The following is a 16,936-nucleotide window of genomic DNA, read 5'->3' on the forward strand; positions in this document are numbered from 1 at the left end:
TGATCGCAAGCCCTTCCTTACCGCCGCCTTATCTGCGTGCGATCCGACCGGATCTGCTGGGGATCGCGTGGCACCAGGTCGTAATGGCACAGCGTGCCGAGGATCGTTCCGGCACTGTCCATGAGCGGCACTCTGCAATAGGTCAGGACCTGCGCCCTGGCGGGATGCTGCGCGAGGCGCTCGTCCACGAGCGCGTTCGGGGTCATGAACGGCGCATGGCTCTCTCGCACGAAGCAGCAATAAGTGGCCGTATCGGGGACCTCCTGGGCCGTAAGGACGTCCGGATTCTCGCGGTCATAGTGGACGGCAGCGTTGGCCTTGCCGTCTTCGAAACGCCATATTCCGATGAAACGATAGTCCGTCCGCTGCAGCAAAGACGCGAGCGCTTCTCGAAGTCCTTCGGCGCGCAGCGCGGCCGGCCCGGGTCTCGTCGCATCGCCGCGTGACTTAAGTCGCTCGTAAGCAGGGATCGCCGAGGATTGGGCCTCGACATGGTCCTCAGCAACACCCACCTGTTCGAACTCCTCAGCGCTGCAATGCCTGTGAGAGCGCTGCGCTCCATTTCCTGCGTCATGGCCAAGGGCCTCGATCAGCGCGGCGCTGCCGTCGCCGCGCTTGCCGTCGTCATGGCATTGACCGCATCTGCCGCACAGGCGTCGAGCGCTGACGAACTGAGCGGCAAGCTGACCTTGCTGCGGGGCCCATTGGACAGGTCGGCTTTCAACCGCCCCCTGATGCTGAATGCGAGCGACACGGCGAACGGACTCCAGGGCGATGTGTACGCCATCGTCGATCATCCCCTTGCAGCGCTCAGCTCGACGCTGAGCACGCCTGATGCATGGTGCCAAGCCATGCTGCTGCATGTCAGCAATCGCCGCTGCACGGTGTCGACGGAAGCCGCAGGCTCGACGCTCGCGTTGAGCGTGGTGCGCAAGTACGACCAGCCTGTCGACAGCGCCTTTCGCCTCGTCTTCGACTTTCGCCTGATCGATGCAACACCGCAGCACCTGCAGGTGCAACTTGGCGCGTCAGCCGGTCCTCTGGGCACCAGCAACTACCGGATCGCGTTCGAGGCCATTCCTGCCGATGCGGCGCACAGCTTCCTGCACTTTTCGTATTCCTACGACGAGAACGCCCTGACCAGTGTCGCCATGCAGGCCTACCTGGCCACCTTCGGCCGTTCCAAGGTCGGCTTTAGCGTGCTTGGGCGAACGGCCGATGGGCAACCCGAGTACATCAGAGGCATGCACGGGCTGGTCGAGCGCAACGCCATGCGCTACTTCCTGGCGGTGGATGCCTACCTCGACGCCCCCAGGGACGCCATTTCCCGGCGGAATGCCTGGTACGCCGCCACAGAACAATATCCGCGGCAGCTGCATGAAATCGACCGCCAGACCTATCTGGAATTGAAGGCTGCCGATGACCACCGCTGAGCGCGCATGCTCAGCTGAAAGCGGCATTCACGCGCTAGTACCCGACCGTGAAGCGCTGGTGCGAATGCGCCGGCTTTTCGAACTCGTCGGCCAGCGCGATCGCGTAGTCCTCCATCGAGATCCAGCTCTTGCCATCGGCGGCGGTCAGCAGGCGATCGCCACCGAGGCGGAACTTGCCGGTGCGCTCGCCCGGCGCGAACAGCGCCGAGGGCGACAGAAAGGTCCAGTCCAGGTCTTGCTCGGCCTGCAGGGCCTCGAGGAACACGCGGCCCGCCAGTGCTTCGGGCTTGTAGGCCTCGGGAAATTGGGGTGTGTCGACCAGCGCCTGGCCCGGTGCGACTTCGAGGCTGCCGGCGCCGCCGACCACCAGCAGGCGCGGCACGCCGGCCTGCCTGGCCGCGGCGATGACCGTCGCGGCATCGCTGCCACCTGCGAAGCGGGTGGCGCTGATCACCGCGTCGTGGCCACGCAGCGCCGGCGCCAGCGAATCGACCTGCGTCGCATCGGCCTGCTTGAATGCGAGGCCCGGCCGGGCTTCGGCCTGCGCGATGTTGCGCGCGATGCCGGTGACCGTGTGGCCGCGGCCCAGCAGTTCGGTGGCGATGCGGGAGCCGGCACGGCCGGTGGCTCCGAGGATGGCAATGTGGCTCATGGCCGGACTCCTGTTTTCCTGAAGTCGCTATCCTAGGTTGCACCACTCGAACGACAAAGGACCAACGGCGAAACTGTGTGTTGCCCGGCAGGCCGTCGCTGCGACAGGGTCAGGTTAGCCCTGCGGGCCGACGACGCGGTAGAGGGCGCGCACGAAATCCGATTCGGTGACCATGCCGCGCAGCCGCCGCGCCTCGTCGATGATGGGAATGTGGTGATGGCCGCTCTCGGAGAAGATCGGCACCAGCTCGGCCATCGGCCGGTCTTCGCTGGCCACGCGCACCTGCCGGGTCATGATCTCGCCGACCACCTGGGGCTTGTTCGACAGCGCGCTGCGGGTCGCGCGGATGAAGTCGCGCAGCCGTCCGCCGAATCCTTCGTGGTGGGTCAGGTCGATCTGGCGGAAGAAGTCGGCCTGCGTGACGATGCCGACGACCTGACGCGAGCGGTCGATCACGGGCAGCGCCTTGATGTGCCGCGCGTGCATCAGGGCCCATGCTTCCTGGAGCGGCGTGGCAATGGCCACGGAGACCGGGTCGTGCGACATGATGTCGGCACACCGCACCGTGCCGAGCCGGCGCCGCCAGGCCTCGAGTTCGGTCTCGCGGATCAGCAGTTCGAGGTCGTCGCGGCTGATGTCGAGCACCTGGTTGTAGCGCGCCAGCACGGCGTCGATGTCGGCCGAACTGAAGGGCGCATTGCCGGCTGCCGGGCGCGGCGAGAGCTGCACGTGCGGATAGCGCCGACCCGTCAGGCTGTTGTAGACGACGCCGACCAGCACCAGCAGCAGCGAGTTGGCCAGCACCGGAAACAGCGCAAAGCGGAACTGTGTCGCATGCGCGAGCACCGCGAGCAAGGCCACGGCGCCGCCCGGCGGATGCAGGCAGCGCAAGGCCAGCATGGCCGCGATGGCGAGTGCCGTCGCGAGCGCACCGGCCCAGGCCGGATCCGGAATCCATCGGACGCAGGCAATGCCGATCAAGGCCGCGACCGCGTTGCCGCCGATCACCGACCAGGGCTGCGCGAGTGGGCTGGCCGGCAGTGCGAACACCAGCACGGCGCTGGCGCCCAGCGGTGCGATCAGCCAGGCACTGTCGATCGAAGGCTGCGCCAGCGCGCGGCAAACCAGCGCGGTGAGCAGAAGCCCCAACCCCGCGCCGGCGATGGCACGCAGGCGCTCGCGCGTGTTGATCGCCGTTCGGCCCGGCAGCCAGGCGCGCGCTGCCGCGGGCAGTCTCTCGAGCCGCATGCGCTCAGATCGCCTCGCCAGCCACGCGCCGGCCGATCTCGGGCCAGCGTCCGTGAAGCCAGACCCACGCGACCAGACCCACGCCCATCATCCCGATCGAGGTCAGGGCCATCGCCAATGTGGAGTGCATGACCAGCGGCGCGACCACGCCCGCCACGATGCCGTTGGCGGTGGAGCCGATCACCGCCTGCAGCGACGAGGCCATGCCGCGGCGCGCGGGATGCAGGTCGAGCACCAGCAGTGTGATCACCGGCACCATCAGCGCCCAGCCGAATGCGAACACGGCCAGCGGGAACAGCGCCCAGGCGGCGTTCGCGGTGAAGAGGGCATTGGCCGCGACGTTGACGACCGAGGTCGCCAGCATGATCACGAAGCCGTGGCGGATCTGCCGTTTGGGCGCGACCTTGCCGGCCATGCGGCCGCTGGCCCAGGCGCCGGCCATGATGCCGCCGATGGTGAGCAGGAAGAACCAGAAAAACTGGGTCGGCGCGAGCGCGAGATGGTCACCCAGGAACGCGGGCGCAGCCAGCACGTAGAGGAACATGCCGTTGAACGGCACGCCGCTGGCGAGCGCCAGCAACAGGAAGCGCGGATCCGAGCACAGGTCCCAATAGCCGCGCATCAGGTGCCGGACCTCGAAAGGCTGGCGATGGCTTTTGTGCAGCGTCTCGGGCAACAGCTTGTAGTTGGCGCCGAACAGCACCACGCCGACCGCGACCAGGAACCAGAAGACGCTGTGCCAGCCGAGGTGCACGAACAGGAAGCCACCCACGATCGGCGCGATCGCGGGTGCGACACCGAAGTAGATGGTGATCTGGCTCATCACCTTCTGCGCATCGGCCGGTGCGAACATGTCGCGCACCACCGCGCGCGACACCACGATGCCTGCACCGGTCGACAGGCCTTGCAGCGCACGGAAGAACACCAACTGCCCGATGTTCTGCGACAGCGCACAGCCCAGCGAAGCCGCGGTGAACACCGCCAGGCCCCACAACACGACCGGCCGGCGCCCGAAGCTGTCCGACAGCGCGCCGTGGAACAGGTTCATGAATGCGAAGCCGAACAGGTAGGCCGAGAGCGTCTGCTGCATCTCGACCGGCGTGGCGCCGATCGACTGCGCGATACCCGAGAAGGCCGGGATGTAAGTGTCGATCGAGAACGGGCCGAGCATGCCCAGCACGGCAAGTAAAACGGCCAGCGCCCAGCGCGGCGCCTGCCAGATCTTGTGAGCGTCGGGATTCATGGGGAGGTGGCGATGCCTTGTTCGTGAAATACCGCGGATCCGGCTCGGCCGGTCCGCTGGTATTGCCCCTGGCAGGGGGTGGCGTAGCGACGCGAAGTGCGCGCAGCCTGGGGGCGAGCTCTACAACGTATCGATGAAGCTGCGCAGCTTGTCCGATCGCGACGGGTGCTTGAGCTTGCGCAGCGCCTTGGCTTCGATCTGGCGGATGCGTTCGCGCGTGACGTCGAACTGCTTGCCGACTTCCTCGAGCGTGTGGTCGGTCGACATCTCGATGCCGAAGCGCATGCGTAGCACCTTGGCCTCGCGCGGCGTCAGGCTGTCGAGGATGTCCTTGACCACGTCGCGCAGGCCGGCCTGCATCGCGGCCTCGATCGGCGCCGTGTTGCTGCTGTCCTCGATGAAATCGCCCAGGTGCGAATCGTCGTCGTCGCCGATGGGGGTTTCCATCGAGATCGGTTCTTTCGCGATCTTCATGATCTTGCGGATCTTGTCTTCCGGGATCTCCATCTTCGCGGCCAGGATGCCCGCATCGGGTTCGAAGCCGAACTCCTGCAGATGCTGCCGGCTGATGCGGTTCATCTTGTTGATGGTCTCGATCATGTGCACCGGGATGCGGATGGTGCGTGCCTGGTCGGCGATCGAGCGGGTGATCGCCTGGCGGATCCACCATGTCGCATAGGTCGAGAACTTGTAGCCGCGACGGTATTCGAACTTGTCGACCGCCTTCATCAGGCCGATGTTGCCTTCCTGGATCAGGTCGAGGAACTGCAGACCGCGGTTGGTGTACTTCTTGGCGATGGAGATCACGAGACGCAGGTTGGCCTCGATCATTTCCTTCTTGGCATCGCGCGAAGACGATTCGCCTTCGTTCATGCGCTTGTTGATGTCCTTGAGCTGCGTGAGCGGCACCACCACGCGCGACTGGATGTCGGCGAGCTTCTGCTGGAGTTCCTGCACCGGCGGGATGTTGCGTGCGAGCACCGTGGACCAGGGCTTGCCCGAAGCCGCCTGCTTTTCGACCCACTTGAGGTTGAGCAGGTTGGACGACACGCGGTTGCCGTTCTTGTCGTAGCCGCTGAAGTCGCGGATGAACTCGTCCTGCGGGAAGCCGCACTTGTCCACGATGATGCGGCGCAGCTCGCGCTCTTTCTTGCGCACGTCGTCGACCTGCGTGCGCACCAGGTCGCACAGCTTTTCGATCGTGCGCGCGGTGAAGCGGATGGTCATCAGCTCTTCGGACAGCGAGTGCTGCGCTTTCTGATAGGCCGGCGTGCCATAGCCTTCCTTGTCGTAGATCTTGTGGACCTTCTCAAACAGCAGCGCGATGCGGTCGAAGCGCTCGAGCGCCTCGCGCTTGAGTTCCTCGAGCTTCTTGGTCAGCGCCTTCGAGCCGCCTTTGCCGTCGTCGTCGTCTTCCTCGTCGAATTCGTCGAAGTCTTCCTCGGCCACGTAGTCGTCGGCCTCGTTCGGGTTCGAGAAGCCGTCGACGATGGTCGAGATGACGACCTTGCCTTCACGGATGTCGTTGCCCAGGCGCAGGATTTCCGCGATGGTCGCGGGCGAAGCCGAGATGGCTTCCATCATCGCCATCAGGCCGCCTTCGATGCGCTTGGCGATCTCGATTTCGCCTTCGCGCGTGAGCAGTTCGACCGTGCCCATCTCGCGCATGTACATGCGCACGGGGTCGGTGGTGCGGCCGAATTCGCTGTCGACGGTCGAGAGGGCAGCCTCGGCTTCTTCCTCGGCTTCCTCGACGGTGGTGGCGGTAGGTGCCGTGTTGTTGAGCAGCAGGGTTTCCGCATCGGGCGTCTGCTCGTACACGGCGACGCCCATGTCGTTGAGCATCGTGACCACGACTTCCATGGTCTCGGCGTCGACCAGCTTGTCGGGCAGGTGATCGGAGATTTCGCCGTGCGTGAGGTAGCCGCGCGTCTTGCCGAGCGTGATCAGCGTCTTGAGGCGCGAACGGCGCTTGGCCAGGTCTTCCTCGGAGAGCACGGTCTCGTCGAGGCCGAATTCCTTCATCAAGGCGCGTTCCTTCGCCTTGCTGATCTTCATGCGCAGCGGCTTGACCTTTTCCTCGGTCGCCGTCGCGACCTCTTCGCCGACCAGTTCGTCTTCGATGTCCGACAGGTCGACATCGCTGGTCGGCGCCTCGTTGCCGGCCTTGGGCTTGCGGCCGCGCTTGGCACCGCCGGCGGCAGCAGGCGCGCCGGCCGCCTTGGGCGGACGGCCGACCTTCTTGGCGGGGGTTTTGACGGTTTCGGCGGCAGTAGGAGTCGATTTCGTAGGCACGGTTTTCACTTTCGTTGCGGCTGTCGCCTTGGAGGCGGCGGCGCCTGTTTTAGTTGCCGGCAAAGCGGCAGCTTTCAACGGCTTTTCTGCAACGGCTTTCTTGGCGGCGGATACGGCAGGCTTCTTTGAACTGGGCATACGACCTCGTACAACAAGATGGACCAAGCGGAATCACAGGCGCCAAGAACCCGACGCAGGCAGGAACACGGACAAGGGAGCGAAGAGGAAGCGAATCCTCAGGCACTCTTCAAAAGACAAGATGTCGGGCGAACATTTGGTGTGCAGTCCTTGCGGTGTATTGACCCGTTTCCCGTTGGGAAGTGCATTGCGCATGGGGCCGGCCCGGAGGTGCTGCTGTCGCTCTTGTCTATTTCGCGAGTAGCGAAGCCTTACATTATAGCGCGTCGCGCGCTTTTCAAGTGTTGTCGGGATTGTCCGGCTTGAGGCGGCGGCGCAATTCCAGACGGCGCGCCTCCAGGGCCTTGTAGCGTTCCAGCGCGCGCGGGTCGCTGCCGACCGCTGCGATCGCCTCGCTTTGCTGGGCCTTGAGCCGGTCGTCCAGCATGTAGTCGAGGACGTTGCGCAGCTCCCTGACGGCATCGGCCGCCTGTTCGCCCTCGAGATCGGGCACGGGGCCGCCGTCCGGGCCGGTCATGACGCGTTCGGCCAGGGCTTCGAATTCCATGCCGCGCAGGCCCTCGCGCAATGCCGCCCAGGGTTGCATGCCGTGTTCGTGCAACTGGCTGTCGAGCCAGGCGAACAGCCGGCCGTGTTCCCCGGGCAGGTCGCACAACATCGCATGCAGCTCGTGGGAGAGCGCCTCCCATTGCGCCATGTTCGACAGCAGGAGCCGCGCTGCGACATCGGGCCGGCCGGGCGGCAGCACGCGGCCGGCGGCGAGGCGCCGGGGTGTCGGAGCGCCGCCGTGGCGCCGCTCGAATGACCGTGTGTCTCCCATCCGGCGATCGTCCCCTTGCTGACGGAACGAGGGCACGGGCCGGGCAGCCGGGGTCGGCGCCCACAGTTCGCCGAGCTCCTGGGGGCTGAGCTGCACCAGCTCGGCGAATTCGCCCAGCAGCTGGCGCTTGAGGGCGCCATCAGGCAGTGCGCTCCAGAGTGGTCGTGCGTTGCTGGCCAAGTGGGCCCGGCCCTCGGCGCTGCCGAGATCGCAGCCTTCGCGTGCGGCTTCGATCATGAAGCGGCTGAGCGGGGTCGCCTCATTGACGAAGCGCGCGAAGGCATCGGCCCCGAATTCGCGGATGAAGCTGTCGGGATCGTGTTCGGCCGGCAGGAACAGGAACTTGATGCTGCGCACGTCGCTCGCGTAGGGCAGCGCGCCGTCGAGCGCCTTGCGCGCGGCGCGGCGGCCGGCCGCGTCGCCGTCGAAGCTGAACACCACCGACTCCGTGAAGCGGAACAGCTTCTGGACGTGCTCCGGCGTGCAGGCCGTGCCCAGCGTCGCGACGGCGTTCGGGAATCCGAGCTGCGCGAGCGCCACCACATCCATGTAGCCCTCGGTCACCAGGGCATAGCCGTGCTCCCGAAATGCGGCGCGCGCTTCATAGAGGCCATAGAGTTCGCGGCCCTTGCTGAACACGGGGGTTTCGGGCGAGTTGAGGTACTTGGGTTTCTCGTCGCCCATCACGCGGCCGCCGAAACCGATGCACTCGCCCTTGACGTTGCGGATCGGGAACATGACCCGATCGCGAAAGCGGTCGTAGCGCTTGCCTTCCCCGTTGTCGGTCTCTTCGCCGACGATCACCAGGCCGCTTTCGGCCAGCAGCGGATCGTCGTATTCGGGAAAAACGCTTGCCAGCGTGCGCCATCCGGCGGGCGCATAGCCGATGCCGAATTGCCGTGCGACTTCGCCCGAGACACCGCGCCCCTTGAGGTAGTCGATCGCCGAGGGCGATTGCCGCAGGTGCTTTCGGTAGGCGTCGCCGGCCTTCTCGAGCACCTCGGTCAGCGTGGCCTGCTTCTGGCGCTGGCCGGCGGCGCGGGCGCGTTCCTCGGGCGAGGCATCGTCTTCCGGCACTTGCAGGCCGTACTGGCCGGCGAGATCGTGCACGGCCTCCACGAAGCCCATGCCGGCGTGCTCCATCAGGAAGCCGATCGCATTCCCGTGCACGCCGCAGCCGAAGCAGTGATAGAACTGCTTGGTCGGGCTGACCGAGAACGAGGGCGATTTTTCGCCGTGGAACGGGCACAAGCCCATGAAATTGGCGCCGGCCTTCTTCAGCTGAACGTAACGCCCGACGATTTCCACCACGTCGGCGCGTGCGATCAGTTCCTGGATGAATGAGGCGGGGATGGTCATGTAGGCGAAGAGCGGCAAATCATACGCAAGCCCTCGTCTGGCTGCCTGCCGGCGGCATACTGGCTGCTCCGAAATCCGACGCATGATTCGCAGCACCTTCACCCACGCAGCGCCGCTGCTGCGCCATCCGCTGAGGTTCGTCTGGGAGGCGCTGAAGGCCTTCAAGGGCAACCAGGGCCTGTTGCTCGCGGGGGCCGTCGCCTACTACGCGCTGTTGTCCATCGTGCCGCTGCTGATCGTGAGCGTGATCGCGCTGTCGCATTTCATCGAGCAGGCGGAACTGCTCAGCACGGTCGGGCGCTATCTGGAGTGGCTGTTGCCGGGACAGTCGCGTGCGATCGTCGCGGAACTGTCGAACTTCCTGGCGCACAGCGACGTGCTGGGGCCGGTGCTGCTGGTCACGATGATCTTCTTCAGCTCGCTTGCCTTCACGGTGCTCGAGAGCGCGATGGCGGTGATCTTTCATCATCGCAAGGCGGAGCGGTCCCGCCATTTCATGGTGTCGGCCGTCATGCCCTACATCTACATTCTGTGTCTGTGCGTCGGGTTGCTGCTGGTCACGCTCGTCTCGGGCGCGCTGCAGCTCATCGGCAAGGAGAGCGTGGATCTCTTCGGCTACAGCTGGTCCTTGTCGGGCGTGTCGGGCCTGCTGCTCTATCTGGTCGGCCTCGGCGGCGAGATCTTCATGCTGACCTCGCTCTACCTCGTGATGCCGGTCGGACGTCTTTCGCTGCGCCATGCGCTGCTCGGCGGCGCGACGGCCGCCTTGCTGTGGGAGGTCACGCGCCGGGTGCTGGTCTGGTATTTCTCGACGCTGTCCCAGGTGAATGTCGTCTACGGTTCGTTGACGACGGCGATCGTCGTGCTGCTCAGCCTCGAGATCGCCGCTACCCTGGTGCTTTTCGGTGCGCAGGTGATCGCCCAGTTCGAGCGCCTGGAACGCGACGCTGGAACCCAGGCTTAGCGCGGCGCGAGGCGGATCGCGCCGTCCAGCCGGATCACTTCGCCGTTGAGCATGTCGTTCTCGATGATGTGCCTGGCGAGCTTCGCATAATCCTCCGGTGTGCCAAGGCGCGAAGGGAAGGGCACGCTCGCGGCCAGCGCGTCCTGCACTTCCTTGGGCATTCCGAAAAGCATCGGCGTGCCGAAGATGCCGGGGGCGATCGTCATGTTGCGGATGCCGCTGCGCGCCAGGTCGCGTGCGATCGGCAGCGTCATTCCCACCACGCCGCCTTTCGAGGCGCTGTAGGCGGCCTGGCCGATCTGGCCGTCGTAGGCGGCGACCGAAGCGGTCGAGATCAGGACACCGCGCTCGCCGGTGCTTTCGGGTTCGTTCTTGCTCATGGCATCGGCAGCCAGGCGGATCATGTTGAAAGTGCCGATCAGGTTGACGGTGACGGTCTTGCTGAACACGGCGAGAGCATGCGGCCCGGTCTTGCCGACGGTCTTCTCGGCCGGCGCGATGCCGGCGCAGTTGACCAGACCCATCAGCTTGCCGAGCTTCTGCGCTGCGGCCACGGCAACCTGGCCGTCGGCCTCCTGGCTGACATCGCACTTGACGAAAACGCCGCCGATTTCCCTGGCAACCGCCTCACCCTTGTCCACCTGCATGTCGGCAATGACGACCTTGCCGCCATTCGCAGCCAGCATCCGCGCCGTGCCCTCGCCCAACCCAGAAGCGCCGCCCGTCACGATAAAAACCTTGCCGTCAATTTGCATCTCGATCTCCAAATGATGTGTCGCCATTATCAAAGACCCGGCACCCGCCCCCCGCAAAGGGGCAAATTCGAGAAACACCGCGGAACCGGCTTTGCCGGGCCGCTGGTGTTGCCCCCGGCAGGGGGAAGGAGAAGCGACACGAAGTGCGCGCAGCCTGGGGCGAGCAAAAAAAGCCCCGTCCGAGGACGGGGCTGAATTGGATCCCGAAGGACCCAAGGAGACAATCGGCGCCCGCTTCGAGCGGGCTTGGAAAATCAGCGCTTGCGGGCTGCGGTTTGAGCGGTGCTCTTGGCCGCGTTCACAGCGGTGGTCGACACGGCCTGGAAGTTGGCTTCGGCAACGTCGGACGCTTGCTTGACAGCCTTTTGCACGGATTCGAACGCGTTGTTGGCGGCGGCCACTGCGCTCTTCATCACGGCCACGGCCGTTTCCGAACCGGCGGGAGCATTTTTGGCAGCGCTGTCGACCAGGCCGACGAAGGCTTGCTGGGCTTCGGCCGCCTTGACTTCGAAAGCCTTGGTGAACTCGGCACCCGTGCCTTGGGCGATGTCATACAGATGACGGCTGTAGGCGGCGGTCTTTTCGGCCAGGGGCTGGAACAGGCTGGCTTGCAGTGCGAGCAGTTCTTGCGCGTCCTTGACGCTCAGCAGGGCCTGGGCGGTACCGGCGGCTTCCGTCAGTGCGGCCTTCGAGGCCGTCACGTTCAGCTCGACGAGCTTTTCGACGCCTTCGAAAGCCTTGGTCGTGAGACCGAAGAGGGTTTCGAGGCTGGCTTTTTGGGAGGCGATGATTTGGTCGGCGGTGAGTGCCATGAGGGAGCTCCAGTTGATTGAAAAAAGTGGATTCACGTCGCTGCTCCTCTTGTTTATGTTGCGGTGCAGCATGGCCTCGAGTATAGGTAGCCGCGTGCAACGATCAAGCGTTTTTTGCTGCTTTGCAGCAATTTAGAGCAGGCTTTCTAAAACGCCGGTCATGAGGTTGCGCGCTCGATGGCTGGAAGGCGCTGGCAGAATCCCCGGCCATGAGCGACAGACCCACGCCCGATTCCCGCAGCAGCTATCGCGTCTTCCGCAGCATCCAGACGCGCTGGGCCGACAACGACATCTACGGGCACGTCAACAACGTCGTTTACTACGGTTGGTTCGACACGGCGGTCAATGCGCTCCTGATCGAGCGCGGTGCGCTCGACATCCACCATGGAAAGACTGTCGGCTTCGTGGTCGAGACCCGTTGCAACTACTTTGCCCCGCTTGCGTTTCCGCAGACTGTCGAGGCCGGCATCCGGGTCGCGCAGGCCGGCAGTTCCAGCGTGCGCTACGAGATCGCACTCTTCGCCGAGGGCATCGAGACGGCTGCAGCCCAGGGGCATTTCGTCCATGTCTATGTCGATCGGGTGACGCAGCGGCCGGTCGAGCTACCGCCTGCCTTGAGAGCCGTCGTCGACGAGTTGCGCGCAGCGCCATGAAAAAATGGCGCCCGAAGGCGCCATCCATGGTGTGAGACGGCGTTGGCCGGTCACATCTTCTTCATGGCCTTGATGTCGGCCTTGCCCTTGGCCTGATCGGCCTTGGCCTGTTTTTCGCACGCGCTCTTCTCGGCGCCCTTCTGGTCGTCGCACTTTTCCTTGGCGACGTCATAGGCAGCATCTACCTTCTCTTCCTCGACCTTGCGGGCGTGGCTGTCGCTGGGCTGGTATTGCTGTTCGAGTTCGGCCTTGGCGACGTTCTCCTTGCCCTTGGCTTCCTTCTGGCAGACATCCTTGGCGTTGTCCTTCATCGTGTCGCACTGGGCCTTGGCCGACTTGTAGTCGGCCTCGATCTTGTCCTTGGCCATCTTGTATTCGTCCTTCGTCATCGCGCTGGCGTGCATGGAGACGAAGCAGGTCGACGCGATGGCGAGCATGAGCAGGTGCTTTTTCATGGGATGTTCCCTCGTGGAGTTGGTAAATCGGTGTGTGAGCGGGGCCGGAGTGCAGGTCAATACTTTTCCATCCAGAGCGCCGACGGCGTGCGGCCGTCGCGGGATTCCCAGTCACTGACCTGCTTTTCGGCTTCGTCCCTGCTGATGCCGTGCCGCTCCTGGATGCGGCCCAGCAGCTGGTCCCGCTTGCCGGCGATGACATCGAAATCGTCGTCGGTGAGCTTGCCCCACTGTTCCTTGATCTTGCCCTTGAGCTGCTTCCAGTTGCCCTCGACGGTGTCTTTGTTCATCACGTATCTCCTTCAGATGGGTTGCTTCGCCGGCCTCGAAAGCTCTGGTGGCCGGCGTGAACACACTGTCGCGTCGGCATTTCGATCGACCGGTAGGACGCTCCGCGAAGGCGCCGTAGGCACATGCCGACTCGGCCCGTGATAATCGACCTGCACGACACACCCGGGATCCGCGCGCCGCATCATGATCATTCAAAGCCTGCTCGACACCGATCTCTACAAGTTCACGATGATGCAAGTGGTGCTTCACCACTTTCCGGGCGCGCACGTCGAGTACCGTTTCAAGTGCCGCAACCCGGGCGTCGACCTGGCGCAGTTCGCGGGCCAGATCCGGGAGGAAGTCCGGCACCTGTGCTCGCTCGGCTTCAAGGATGCCGAACTCGCGTACCTGCGATCGATGCGCTTCATCAAGAGCGACTTCGTCGATTTTCTCGGCCTGTTCCGGCTCAACGAGAAGTACATCAACATCATCCCGCAGGCCTCGGGTGAACTCGAGATCCGCATCGAGGGGCCATGGCTCTACACCATCCTGTTCGAAATCCCGGTGCTTGCCATCGTCAACGAGGTCTACTTCCGCAACATGCACAAGCAGCCCGACTACGCGGAAGGCCGGCGCCGGCTCGATGCGAAGCTCGCCCAGTTGCACGATGCAGGCCTGTCGGACCTGAAGATCGCCGACTACGGCACGCGCCGCCGCTTCTCCAAGGAATGGCACGAAGAGGTGCTGCGCACGTCGACCGCGAAGCTCGGCGCGGTGAGCGCCGCACCGCACACCGGCGAGCGCCTGCCGCAACTGGCCGGAACCAGCAACGTGCTCTATGCGATGAAGCTCGGCCTGATTCCCCTGGGCACCATGGCGCACGAGTACCTGCAGGCCTGCCAGGCGCTCGGTCCGCGGCTGCGCGACAGCCAGATCTACGGCTTCGAGATGTGGGGTCGCGAATACCGCGGCGATCTCGGCATCGCGTTGTCCGACGTGTACGGGATGACCGCTTTCCTGCGCGACTTCGACCTGTTCTTCTGCAAGCTGTTCGACGGTGCGCGCCACGACAGCGGCGATCCCTTCCACTGGGGCGAGCGCATGCTGGCGCACTACACGGCGAACCGGGTCGACCCGCGCACCAAGACGCTGATCTTCAGCGACGGCCTCACGGTGACACGGATCATCGAGCTCTATCAGCAGTTTCGCGGCCGCTGCCAGCTGGCCTTCGGCATCGGCACCAACCTGACGAACGACCTGGGCTACGAACCGCTGCAGATCGTGATCAAGATGATCCGCTGCAACGACCAGCCCGTGGCCAAGCTGTCCGACACGCCCTCCAAGAACATGTGCGAAGACGAAAGGTATCTGGCCTATCTGCGGCAGGTTTTCGAGATCGCCCAGCCGGCGGGCTGAGGCGCGTCGACTTGACCCCGAAGCTCCTGCGCCTTTTCGCGCTCGCCGTGGTGGCGACGACGGTCCCCGCGATGGCGATGGCCGCCGATGTCGACGGCAGCAAGCTGTCGCCGCTGTGGGGCGTGCCGTTCGCCGGCATCCTGCTGTCGATCGCGTTGCTGCCGCTTCTCGCGCCGTCGTTCTGGCACCGCCACTACGGCAAGGTGTCGGCCGGCTGGGCACTGGCCTTCCTGCTTCCGTTCGCGGCCGCGTACGGTGCGTCGAGCGCCGGTGCGCAGCTGCTCCATGCGCTGCTCGCCGAATACCTGCCGTTCGTGATCCTGCTGGCTGCGCTTTTCACGGTCGCCGGCGGTATTCATGTCCGCGGCAACCTCCACGGCGCGCCGGGGCTCAACACAGCCATCCTCGCGGCGGGCGCCGTGCTGGCAAGCTGGATGGGCACGACCGGCGCTTCGATGCTGCTGATCCGGCCATTGATCCGCGCCAACGACAACCGCGTGCACAAGGTGCACGTGATCGTGTTCTTCATCTTCATCGTGTCGAACGTGGGCGGCGCGCTCACGCCGCTGGGTGATCCGCCGCTGTTCCTCGGCTTCCTGAAAGGCGTCGACTTCTTCTGGACCGCGAAGCACATCCTTGCCGAGACGCTGTTCCTGCTCGGCCTGCTGCTGGCCGTGTTCTGGGTGATCGACAGGCACTACTACCGCAAGGAGGGCGTCCTCCCCATCGATCCGACGCCCGACACGCAGGCGCTCGGCTTCGACGGCGCCGCCAACTTCGTGCTGCTGGCGGCCATCGTCGGGCTCGTGCTGCTGAGCGGCTTGTGGAAGTCGCCCGTCGTGTTCGACGTGCATGGCACGCCGCTCGGCCTGCCCGGCATCGTGCGCGATGTCGGCCTGATCGCGATCGCGTTGATCTCGCTGAAGATCACCGCGCCCAGCGTGCATGCCGACAACCAGTTCGACTGGGAGCCGATGCGCGAGGTGGCCAAGCTCTTCGCCGGCATCTTCCTGACCATCATTCCGGTGATCGCGATGCTCAAGGCGGGTATCGACGGACCCTTCGGCGCGGTCGTCTCCGCCGTCACCCGCGCCGACGGACAGCCGGAACCCGCGATGTACTTCTGGGCCACTGGGCTTCTGAGCTCGTTTCTGGACAACGCGCCGACCTATCTCGTCTTCTTCAACACCGCCGGCGGCGATGCGCAGGCGTTGATGACCACGCATGCCGCCACGCTCGCAGCCATCTCGGCAGGCGCGGTGTTCATGGGCGCCAACACCTACATCGGCAACGCGCCCAACCTGATGGTCAAGGCCATCGCTCAAAGCCGCGGCGTGCGCATGCCGAGCTTCTTCGGCTTCATGATGTGGTCCGGTGCCATCCTGATGCCGCTGTTCATCCTCTCCACCTTCCTCTTTTTCCGACCATGAGCAAACCCAAGATCCTCGTTGCCCGCTCCGTGTTTCCCGAAACGATTGCCCGCCTCGAAAAACACTTCGAGGTCGAGACCAATCCCGGCGACAACAACTGGACCAAGGCCCAGCTGATCGAAAAACTCAAGGACAAGCAGGGTGCCTTCACCACCGGCAGCGAGCGCATCGATGCCGAGGTGCTCGATGCCTGCCCGGGTCTGAAGATCTGCGCCAACATGGCGGTCGGCTACAACAACTTCGATGTCGATGCCATGACCGCCCACGGCGTGCTCGCCACCAACGCGCCGGACGTCCTCACCGAAACCACCGCCGACTTCGGCTTCGCGTTGTTGATGGCTACTGCGCGGCGCATCGCCGAGAGCGAGCATTTCCTGCGCGCAGGCAAATGGACCCAATGGTCCTACGACATGTTCGCCGGCTCCGACATCCATGGCGCCACGCTCGGCATCATCGGCATGGGGCGCATCGGCCAGGGCATCGCGAAACGCGGCGCGCACGGTTTCGGCATGAAGGTCATCTATCACAACCGCTCGCGGCTCGACGCGGCGCTGGAAGCCGACTGCAAGGCCCGCTACGTGAGCAAGGAAGAGCTGCTGAAGACCGCCGACCATGTCGTGCTCGTCGTGCCTTACTCGCCGGCGTCGCACCACACCATCGGCGCCGCCGAGCTCGCGCTGATGAAGCCGAGCGCCACGCTCGTGAACATCGCGCGCGGCGGCATCGTCGACGATGCGGCGCTGGCCGCAGCGTTGCGCGACAAGCGCATCGCCGCCGCTGGACTCGACGTGTTCGAGGGCGAACCGAAGGTGCATCCCGACCTGCTCACGGTGCCCAACGTCGTGCTCACGCCGCACATCGCCAGCGCCACGGTGCCGACGCGGCGCGCCATGGCCGATCTGGCTGCCGACAACTTGATCGGCTTCCTCGTGAACGGCAAGCCTGTCACGCCCCTCAATCCCGCGGTTCTCGCGGCCAAGTAGACAGCGAAGC

General features: G+C 64.9%; 16 protein-coding genes. 6 read left to right on the forward strand and 10 right to left on the reverse strand.

Annotated features, from left to right (window positions below; genetic code table 11):
• Positions 1 to 17: 17 nt before the first annotated feature.
• Positions 18 to 512, reverse strand: coding sequence for a GAF domain-containing protein (locus tag WDLP6_RS08740; protein ID WP_162592021.1), 495 nt, complete (start codon positions 510 to 512; stop codon positions 18 to 20).
• On the opposite strand from WDLP6_RS08740, the gene WDLP6_RS08745 reads away from it, so the two are divergent.
• Entirely contained in the window at positions 492 to 1,433 is a 942-nt protein-coding gene (locus tag WDLP6_RS08745; RefSeq protein ID WP_162592022.1) for a hypothetical protein, read from the forward strand. The two genes, WDLP6_RS08740 and WDLP6_RS08745, sit on opposite strands and share 21 nt — an antisense overlap.
• Before the next feature lie 34 nt (positions 1,434 to 1,467).
• Here WDLP6_RS08745 and WDLP6_RS08750 read toward each other — a convergent pair whose 3' ends face one another.
• The 5 genes from WDLP6_RS08750 to dnaG all read right to left on the reverse strand — a co-directional run bounded on the left by WDLP6_RS08750 (position 1,468) and on the right by dnaG (position 9,188).
• On the reverse strand, positions 1,468 to 2,085 hold the full coding sequence (locus WDLP6_RS08750; RefSeq protein WP_162592023.1) for an NAD(P)-dependent oxidoreductase: 618 nt from the start codon (positions 2,083 to 2,085) through the stop codon (positions 1,468 to 1,470).
• A gap of 114 nt (positions 2,086 to 2,199) precedes the next feature.
• Positions 2,200 to 3,333, reverse strand: coding sequence for an HPP family protein (locus WDLP6_RS08755; RefSeq protein WP_162566656.1), 1,134 nt, complete (start codon positions 3,331 to 3,333; stop codon positions 2,200 to 2,202).
• A 4-nt stretch (positions 3,334 to 3,337) separates the two neighbouring features.
• Positions 3,338 to 4,576: a multidrug effflux MFS transporter gene (locus WDLP6_RS08760; RefSeq protein WP_162592024.1), complete on the reverse strand. Its 1,239-nt coding sequence runs from the start codon at positions 4,574 to 4,576 to the stop codon at positions 3,338 to 3,340.
• 120 nt (positions 4,577 to 4,696) lie between these two features.
• The gene (gene rpoD / locus WDLP6_RS08765) at positions 4,697 to 7,009 is read right to left on the reverse strand and encodes an RNA polymerase sigma factor RpoD (RefSeq protein ID WP_162592025.1); all 2,313 of its coding nucleotides are present in this window, start codon (positions 7,007 to 7,009) and stop codon (positions 4,697 to 4,699) included.
• Between the two features lie 277 nt (positions 7,010 to 7,286).
• The gene (dnaG, locus tag WDLP6_RS08770) at positions 7,287 to 9,188 is read right to left on the reverse strand and encodes a DNA primase (RefSeq protein ID WP_162592026.1); all 1,902 of its coding nucleotides are present in this window, start codon (positions 9,186 to 9,188) and stop codon (positions 7,287 to 7,289) included.
• A gap of 82 nt (positions 9,189 to 9,270) precedes the next feature.
• On the opposite strand from dnaG, the gene WDLP6_RS08775 reads away from it, so the two are divergent.
• Complete coding sequence (locus tag WDLP6_RS08775) at positions 9,271 to 10,152, forward strand: YihY/virulence factor BrkB family protein (protein ID WP_162566660.1); 882 nt, start codon at positions 9,271 to 9,273, stop codon at positions 10,150 to 10,152.
• Here WDLP6_RS08775 and WDLP6_RS08780 read toward each other — a convergent pair.
• Both WDLP6_RS08780 and WDLP6_RS08785 read right to left on the reverse strand, forming a co-directional pair.
• On the reverse strand, positions 10,149 to 10,907 hold the full coding sequence (locus tag WDLP6_RS08780; RefSeq protein WP_162595022.1) for a 3-hydroxyacyl-CoA dehydrogenase: 759 nt from the start codon (positions 10,905 to 10,907) through the stop codon (positions 10,149 to 10,151). The two genes, WDLP6_RS08775 and WDLP6_RS08780, sit on opposite strands and share 4 nt — an antisense overlap.
• Before the next feature lie 254 nt (positions 10,908 to 11,161).
• On the reverse strand, positions 11,162 to 11,719 hold the full coding sequence (locus WDLP6_RS08785; RefSeq protein ID WP_162570395.1) for a phasin family protein: 558 nt from the start codon (positions 11,717 to 11,719) through the stop codon (positions 11,162 to 11,164).
• Between the two features lie 209 nt (positions 11,720 to 11,928).
• On the opposite strand from WDLP6_RS08785, the gene WDLP6_RS08790 reads away from it, so the two are divergent.
• Positions 11,929 to 12,372 (forward strand): acyl-CoA thioesterase, encoded by a 444-nt coding sequence (locus WDLP6_RS08790; protein WP_162592027.1) that lies wholly within the window; start codon positions 11,929 to 11,931, stop codon positions 12,370 to 12,372.
• Positions 12,373 to 12,422: 50 nt separating this feature from the next.
• Here the strand turns inward: WDLP6_RS08790 and WDLP6_RS08795 are convergent, their stop codons facing one another.
• Together WDLP6_RS08795 and WDLP6_RS08800 are read right to left on the reverse strand one after the other, a co-directional pair.
• A complete protein-coding gene (locus WDLP6_RS08795) occupies positions 12,423 to 12,827 on the reverse strand; it encodes a hypothetical protein (RefSeq protein ID WP_162566662.1) in 405 nt (134 codons plus the stop codon).
• A gap of 56 nt (positions 12,828 to 12,883) precedes the next feature.
• The gene (locus WDLP6_RS08800; RefSeq protein WP_162566663.1) at positions 12,884 to 13,117 is read right to left on the reverse strand and encodes a CsbD family protein; all 234 of its coding nucleotides are present in this window, start codon (positions 13,115 to 13,117) and stop codon (positions 12,884 to 12,886) included.
• A 184-nt stretch (positions 13,118 to 13,301) separates the two neighbouring features.
• Here WDLP6_RS08800 and pncB point away from each other — a divergent pair, with 184 nt between their 5' ends.
• From pncB to WDLP6_RS08815, 3 genes are all read left to right on the forward strand, one after another.
• Entirely contained in the window at positions 13,302 to 14,513 is a 1,212-nt protein-coding gene (pncB, locus tag WDLP6_RS08805) for a nicotinate phosphoribosyltransferase (protein ID WP_162592028.1), read from the forward strand.
• A 71-nt stretch (positions 14,514 to 14,584) separates the two neighbouring features.
• Complete coding sequence (locus tag WDLP6_RS08810; RefSeq protein ID WP_162595023.1) at positions 14,585 to 15,943, forward strand: sodium:proton antiporter; 1,359 nt, start codon at positions 14,585 to 14,587, stop codon at positions 15,941 to 15,943.
• Positions 15,940 to 16,926 carry a 2-hydroxyacid dehydrogenase gene (locus WDLP6_RS08815; protein ID WP_162592029.1) on the forward strand — a complete coding sequence of 329 codons (987 nt, stop codon included), beginning with the start codon at positions 15,940 to 15,942 and terminating at the stop codon, positions 16,924 to 16,926. Before WDLP6_RS08810 ends, WDLP6_RS08815 begins: the two co-directional genes overlap by 4 nt.
• Positions 16,927 to 16,936 lie beyond the last annotated feature (10 nt).

It is taken from the genome of Variovorax sp. PBL-E5 (genome assembly GCF_901827185.1).
In the GTDB taxonomy this organism is placed as follows: domain Bacteria; phylum Pseudomonadota; class Gammaproteobacteria; order Burkholderiales; family Burkholderiaceae_C; genus Variovorax.